We start from the raw sequence: 7817 nt of genomic DNA, 5'->3' as shown, positions 1-7817 counted from the left end.
TAATGACTAATGACTAATGACTAATGACTAATGACTAATGACTAATGACTAATGACTAATGACTAATGACTAATGACTAATGACTAATGACTAATGACTCGATCGCGCCCGCCAGACTTAGCCCGATACAGCGCCTTATCCGCAGCTTCAATCAGCATCTTCGGCGAATTTTGATTTTCAGCAATCGTCGCCACCCCCATACTGAGAGTCACAGAATCGGTGACAACAGACTTGAGGTGGGGAATTGCCAAAGCTTTAACGCGGCGGCGGATTCCCTCAGCAAAAGCCTGTGCAGCGGCGATATTAGTATTTGGCAAAATTACCCCAAATTCCTCGCCACCGTACCTAGCAGCTAAATAAAGGCGTTCTGCGGGTGCGTGGGCGCAAGCATCCCCGATCGCCCGCGCGACTTGTTGCAAACAAGCATCTCCGGCTTGGTGGCCGTAATTGTCGTTATAAAGTTTAAAACAGTCAATATCGCACATGATCAAAGATAGCGGTTCCGCAGTGCTCGACTGTTCCCATTCCCGATTGATCACCTCGTCAAACCGGCGGCGGTTAGCTAACTGAGTCAGACTGTCCAAATTCGCCAACCCGTCCAACCGCTGGTTAGCAGCAGCTAACTGCTGGTAAAGTAAAGATTGTTCGATCGCGATCGCCACTTGAGTCGCCAACTGACTCAGCAAATCCATATCAAACTGCTGCCACTCGCGGGGCGCCGAACAGTGGTGAGCAATCAACAAACCCCACAACTTCGGCACTTGACAAGTAGGATTGCCGTCGCGGTGTTCGATTCCCTGCTGCACGATGGGCACCACCAAATTTGCCTTCACCTGACAATCGGCCAAAAAATTGACGTGGCACTCGGCAAAATTAGAAGCGTGAATGTCTTCTACAGCGCGAATTCTGCCCTTCAAATACTGGCCCACATAACTATTAGCAAAACAGCAATCCTCGATCGCCATCCCCATCAGCGGCATCCACCCCGGGCCCACCGACTCCACCACCACATCCCCATTCCAATCTGGCCGGAAGCGGAAAAGAATCACGCGATCTGTTGCCAAAAACTCCCGCACTTCCGCTACTGTAGTGTTGAGAATATCTTTGAGATCCAGAGAAGAACGGATGCGAGATTGAATTTCGGCGATCAGGCGTTCCCGCTCAACTTGCTGGCGCAGAGCCACTTGCACCTCCTTGCTTTCAGTAATATCTCGACCTTCCGGCAGCAGCAAGACAATTTTACCAGTTTCGTCTGCCACCGGTTTGAGAGAAAAATCGATAGTTGCCGTGCGGTTTACCCCTTGAACCTCCACTTCATAGCGGACAAATTCACCTTTTGCCGATCGAGAAATCGCCTCTTGCAACTGTTGGCGAACTTCCGGAGAAACCCCCCACCAAGGCCCCTGCCAAAACGGTCGATTTGCCACATCCCGCAGCTTAATTCCCGCGAAATCCAGAGAAGTTTGGTTAGATTCCAGCAGAATACCATCCGGTTTTAGCAAGCTAACAAATTGGAAAGAAGAATCAAAAATTGCCCGAAAGCGCCGTTGAGAATCTCCCAACATTGCCGTCACCTTTTCGCGAGAAGTAATATCCCGGAAGCGCCACACCCTGCCAATAATATTTTGTCCGACTCGAATCGGCTGCGTATAGCGCTCAAAAGTCCGGCCGTCTTTAAAATCAAGAATATCGCAGCCTTCGGACTCCGCATCGCTATAAATTTCTTTAACTCTCTGTAAAAAATCCCTCGGATCTTTAACTTGCTTAGTGAGAAACGTCAGCCGAACCGTCCTATCCAGTGAGTTTCTAAGTTCTTCATGGATGCCCCACATTTGAACTAACTTTTCATTAAAACTAATCAATTCTCCCGCATTAGTAACAGCAAGAATGCCATCTGCCGTCGCTTCCATAGTAGCGTGCAACAAAGAGCGCGATCGTTCTAATTCTGCTGCCATCAATTTGCGTTCCGTGAGATTTCGCACTGCTTTCACCTGCACCAAACGACCTTCGCAAACTACAAATTTGCTGCGTACATCAGCAGGAAAAGCAGTCCCGTCCCGCCTGAGAAAAATCGTTTCGCAGACTGTATTGCTGGGTGCAGAAATCATTTGTGGTGCCATTTTGTAAGATTTTGGCGACAGCAGTTCCAGCAAACTCATTCCCACCATTTCCGCAGGTTCGTAACCGAACAGTTCGGCAAAATCCCTGCTGACGCTCAAAATTGTGTCGCGGTCGGCCACGGCAACTGCTTCAAAATAAGCTTCGCATTCGAGCAATTGTGCTGCTGTGCTGCTACCGTGTTCCCCGGCATAGCTGTTGTTAATTAGCTGTTGCATTTGCGTATTTGCCGAATACAGAGCTGCCATTGCCTGCCGATACATAGCAGTGCGTTTCTCAACTTTTTCAGTAAGACGAGCGCGATTTTCTCGCAGTTCTCTTTCGACTCTAATTAAATCTGTAATATCTACTGCAAACACGATAACACCAGCCACTTGACCTGATTCGTCGCGGTAAGGTATTGTATCTGTCCGCACCCAGCATTTGTGACCGGAGGCAGTTGGCAACAGTTGGACTTTTCCCAGTTTGGGAACGCCAGAATTGATGACTTCTAAATCTTCTAAATAATATTGTTCTGCTTCGTCTGGATAGATTTCATAAAAAGATTTGCCTTCTAGTTGATTTGCGGGCAAACCTCTCGATGCAGCGGCGGCTTGATTAATTCGCAACAGGCGGCTGTCCGTATCTTTGTACCAAATCATCGCCGGCACCGCATCAAAAATAATTTGCTGTTCTTGGTGCTGGCGGCGCATTTCTGCTTCTACTTGTTTTCTTTTAATTATTTCTTGTTCCAGTTTTTTGTTGGCTTTTTTGAGTTCGGCCGTGCGTCTTTCTACTCTTTCTTCTAGTTGGTCGTAGTATTGACTCAGCATATTTTGCTGCTGTTCGCGCCGCAGAGCTTCTAATTTTAAGCTTTCGCTAGCCGACAAACTTGACGATACAAACTCTGCTAATATTTTAGTTAATTCGTGTTCTTCTTCCGTCCACTGACTGCTGGAACCCAGGCGTTCAACGCTGACTATTCCAGCCATTTGACCTGCCAGAAAAATCGGTACGTTCAACAGGGCAGTCGTACCCCGATCGGCAAAATAAAGACTTGCCAGTTCTCGCGTTCTCGGGTCATTTTCGGCTGCCACCGTTGCGATCGCATTTGCGGATTTTAAGGCTTGAAAATACGCCGGACAGTCGGCTGCTGTAATGATTATTTGTACGGAATGGAGTTTGGTATTTTGTTCGTAAAAGTCGATACAGTGAAGCTGCGTTTTGTCTTCCCCGTACAGCCAAATGCTAGCTCGATCGCAGTTGACAATACTGACAGCGGTTTCCGTGACTTCGCGGATGAATCCTTCTATATTGTTGCGTTCTTTAAGTTGACTTTTGGCTAATTTTGCGATCGCCAAAGTTGAACGGCGCCAATTGTCCTGAGAGTTTGGCGGCGGTGCTGAAGGAGGCCCAGCGGCCTTAATTTCTTCGCAAACTAACAGTACCACTGGCTGTTGGAAATTAGCAACTGAGCGACTATCGGTATTTTCGTCTATTTTCCATTCTACCACAGGCAAAGCGCGCGCCGTTGCTTTTACCCAGATAATTTTGCCGTCTTTGCGAGTCAAGCAGCCTTCCCAACAGGCAACTTTTGGATTTGGCATACCGTTTTTCGGGTGAACCAATCTCGCAAATTCTGACTGCATTTTCCCTTGATCTTGGCAGTAAAATATGTTAAAAATTGAATGACAAACTAATTCCTGCGACCTGTAGGCGAGGCGAGATTCGCCGAATTGATTGAGCGAAAAAACTCTTCCCAAAGCGTCTAGGACGAAGTAAATGCCCGGAAAATTATCGTAGACAGTTCGATACCAATCCTGTTCGACTTGTTGTTTGTTGGACGAAACTTTCGTGGCCGCGAGATCGTCCCCCGTACCTGTCAAGTGAGAATTGTTGGTTTCTGGGTTGCTTGAATGATTTTTATTAGCAAACACTTTTAGCTTAACTCGACTGTAATTAATTTTACTTTCTGGAATTTAACTTTCTTGTGAAACTAAATTTAACCTGTTATTTGAAAAAGTTACAACTTGTAACAAAATTACAGCTTGTCCAGCACGCTGGTTTTCGCTTGCGATGCAACCCCTGTGTTTGTTTAGAAGGAAGAAGGAAGAAGTCATTAGTCATTAGTCATCGGTCATTAGTCATTAGTCATCGGTCATCAGTCATCAGGAAGACGGAAGAAGCAAGACGGTTGACAGTTGACCGAAGGAAGACGCAAGACGGAAGACCTTTCGTTGCGATCGACCACAAGGGTTTCGGCAATTAAGAACATCTTAACCATCTTAGCGGTTGCAGTAGTTGGTAGACCGCCTGCGTGCGGGAGATATTTCCCGCGGCGTTGCCGTGTCAGCAATTAAAACAGCAATTACCTCCTGTGTACTTGTAGTATCCTCGACAATGGAAAAAATCGGCAATCAATGGTTTTAAGTATCTATGATAACATTCAAATATCTACTGTTGGGACTGACTTACTTAGGTTTCGGGTTGGGATATTTGCCCGGGCTGCGGATGAACCGGGCGGCGAGCGCAATTGTTGGGTCAGATGAGTGCCGTAGCTTTGGGGAGTAGGAGACCTCAAAACTGCTTGGCAGGCGATCGACCCCAGTACGATCGTTTTTTGGCCGAGAATGACGATCGTGAATAGAGTTAATTCGACTGTTTAATAAATATTGATAACAATTAAGTTAACGAAATATAGCGGTTCTCAAGCATGGTGAGGTATGGTCACAGAGGCCTATGCCCTATGCCCGGCGCAGGCCTATGCCCATTCGTCCGCCAATATGAGAGCTTGAAAGGGTATATGATAATGCACAATATACCACAGGCTTGAGTCCTATAGTTTATACTGAATCTTGTGCAGCAAACGCTAAGGAGGTAAAGAAGAGTGACCACCCTAAAACCCGTTGCTAAACCCCGACTTAATTCTGCGTTCAAACAATTGATGTCCTTGCACTGGGTGATGTCAGCTTGCTATTTAGTGCTGTTTGTGGGCGGTACGTTTATGGCTCAATTGCCGAGAGAGTTGTTAATTCGAGGCTTTCTTTACGATTTTCACAAATCTGTAGGAGTGCTGACGATGGCTTTGCTGACTTGGCGGATTTTGACTTTGCTGCGAGTAGGGTGGAAAAAATATACCAAACGCCTGCCAAAGTTTACGAAGGAATGGTACAAAAATTTTGCTCTGCACGCGACTTTGTACGTTTTTATGTGGCTAGTTCCGGTTGCTGGTTTCTTTTTTTCTAACTCTTTCAAAAGTAACAATGTGAAATTTTTCGGAATTGTTTTGCCGGATGTGTTTCCGCAGAATTCCGCCATGGTTGAGGTGGGAAGGAGTTTGCATTTTTGGCTGGCGTACACGTTTTTAGCATTCGCGATTTTGCATATTTTAGATCAGAAGAAAGTTGTCAGGGCTAATTGGCGCAGGTTAACAAATTTTGTTCGCACTAAGTTCGCAAAGTCTCAAAATGTGGGATAAATTTGCGGAGACTGTTCTCAATTTGTAGCCGTAAGGTGGACGCTGCTCACCTTACATAATTAGTTGATACGTCCAGGACTAATCAACCTCTCCAATAATAATTATTGTGGAATAGGCATCCTGCCTGTTCAATATTAGACTTTTTTGGAGATGTATATTTATGATAAGTCTACTGCAAAACTGGCTATTTTCCACGGTGATATTTTGAAAACTTTCCCATCGTCCGACTTCCTGGGTGAATTTATCGGTTGTTCTAATAAATCGACTGGCTGACTAATCGCCAAACCCAAATCGCTGTTTAATTCCAACTTCGCCTCTTCACCATGACACTCGTAACACCGCAAAATCCACATATTAGCATCATCTTCCGACTGTTTGAAAGCCATCAGCACTAAATTTTCGGCGGACAAATCCAAGAACTTGCCAACGGGTGGCAGAGTCTTATGGCAATTTTCCTTTAAGTTTGGCAAGACTTGTACTAGCAGCGGCATATTCAACTCGTACCCGCGCCGAACTGTGTCGGCATCTTGCCAATTTCCAGTGTGGGGATAAACGGCACAAGTAAATTGGGAAATTCCGACATCTGCTGCTTCATCCGGCCAAGTCGAACTTCTCAGCAAAGTCAGCCGAATTTGATTTGGTTGAATGTCGCAACCGTATTTACAATCGTTGAGCAAACTAACTCCAAAACCGTCGTTGCTGATATCAGTCCAGCGCAAAATCGGTACTTCCCATTTGGCTTTTTCTGCGGGTGTCTGTGGTTTGGTCGTGCGTGCGATCGCGCCGCCGGGAATTTCGCAAGTTGCAAAATCTGCTGCGACATTTAACCCGAAGGCTGTTTTGACTAAAACGTGAGTTTCTTGCCAATCTGCAACTGTCTTGATTTTCAGCAGTGGGGAACCTATTTCTACTATATAGTCTTGGCGAAACTCGGATTTACCAATTTGCAGAATTACGCGCAAACTCTGCCGCACTTCTCCCCGCTCTACCCAATAAATCTGTTTGAGTATCGGGGCGGGTAATGGATGTTTTTGGTAATTCGGATCGATGTTCCAAGCATCCCAATATTGGCCGCTGTCTTGAAAGGCTTGCAGTTGATTTCCTCCGGCTGCATTCAGCACTTCTCTATGGTTTGCTTTATCCCAAATGCTGGATAAGTTACCAGTTGCTGCGTCTACTTTTACCAGAATAAGTTCATTTTCCAAGACTATTTCTGGGGCTGTAAAATGCGTTTCTTGACAAGGCGTGTTTTTTTGTGCTATACCGTATGTAAGTTTCGACAGTTCTGTCTTTTTTTCGGTGGTTGAGCTTGCTGACGGACGATCGACTGTTTGAGTATCTTCACGACAGAGCCAAAAAACGCAGTAGCCGATCGCCGGGATGTCATTGGCACAGAATAAAATTGTAAATGGTAGTGACTCTCGATCGCCCGTGACAACCTGCTTCGTCAACCGCTGTCCCGATAAATCGTAAATTTGCCAAGCTGCGTCAGAGGAATCGGGAAGAGTTACGGCGACAACCTCAGAGCGCGACCAATTGAGAGAATTGAAAACAAAAATGGGTTGAGCGTCCGGCTGCGGAGGAGAAGGCAGAGAAATTTGAGCAGCAATGGCATCTAAGGATTTTAGCAAGATGTGGCGGCAAGCGCGATCGACCCCAGCAAAGGCTAGATTAGCATCAGTGTAGGCTTGGGCGATCGCCGAACCGGGCAAAATATCGTGAAACTGGTTAAACAACACCTGTTTCCAAGCCGATTCTAACTCAACTTTCGGATAAACCGCACCAGTGCAGATTGTCGCGATCGAAGAAAACAACTCCGCTTCATAGAGCAAATCTTCGCAGCGGCGGTTTTGGCGTTTTTGGTCAGCGCGAGTAGTGTAACAACCCCGGTGGAATTCTAGATAAAGTTCGTCTTTCCAGATTGGGAGAGGGGGAGAGGGGGAATTTTTTAGTTGGGATTTCTCTTGGTGAATCTCAGTGGGGAAATCAAGGTATTTAGGTTCTGATTCGGGCATTTTACCGGAAAAATCACCTGCTAAGCCGGACAAATTCTTAGTTGTTTTCCTAAGTTGCAAATTTTCCTCGTTTTCTGCCGAATTCGTTTCACTTTCGGATGAAATTGTCGAATTTTCGAGTAATTTTTCCGCTGCGACATCCGCCCAAGTTTCGACAACTTCAGAAATTGGCAAACTTGCGGATTTTTCAGACTGCTGTGTTTGACTTTCGGGTAAAGTTGTCGAAT

General features: G+C 46.0%; 3 protein-coding genes. 1 reads left to right on the top strand and 2 read right to left on the bottom strand.

From position 1 onward, the window contains the following. Positions 1 to 83: 83 nt before the first annotated feature. A complete protein-coding gene (locus JGK39_RS31520; RefSeq protein ID WP_293261779.1) occupies positions 84 to 4034 on the bottom strand; it encodes a PAS domain S-box protein in 3951 nt (1316 codons plus the stop codon). Positions 4035 to 4984: 950 nt separating this feature from the next. Here JGK39_RS31520 and JGK39_RS31515 point away from each other — a divergent pair. Then, a complete protein-coding gene (locus JGK39_RS31515) occupies positions 4985 to 5575 on the top strand; it encodes a cytochrome b (protein ID WP_293261776.1) in 591 nt (196 codons plus the stop codon). Between the two features lie 158 nt (positions 5576 to 5733). On the opposite strand, the gene JGK39_RS31510 is transcribed toward JGK39_RS31515, so the two are convergent. Continuing rightward, positions 5734 to 7817: glycoside hydrolase family 38 C-terminal domain-containing protein (locus JGK39_RS31510; RefSeq protein WP_293261773.1), on the bottom strand; the 2084-nt coding region annotated here is incomplete at its 5' end.

The sequence above is a fragment of the Microcoleus sp. PH2017_12_PCY_D_A genome (assembly GCF_020738565.1).
In the GTDB taxonomy this organism is placed as follows: domain Bacteria; phylum Cyanobacteriota; class Cyanobacteriia; order Cyanobacteriales; family Microcoleaceae; genus Microcoleus.
This window is presented reverse-complemented; position numbering and strand designations above follow the sequence as displayed.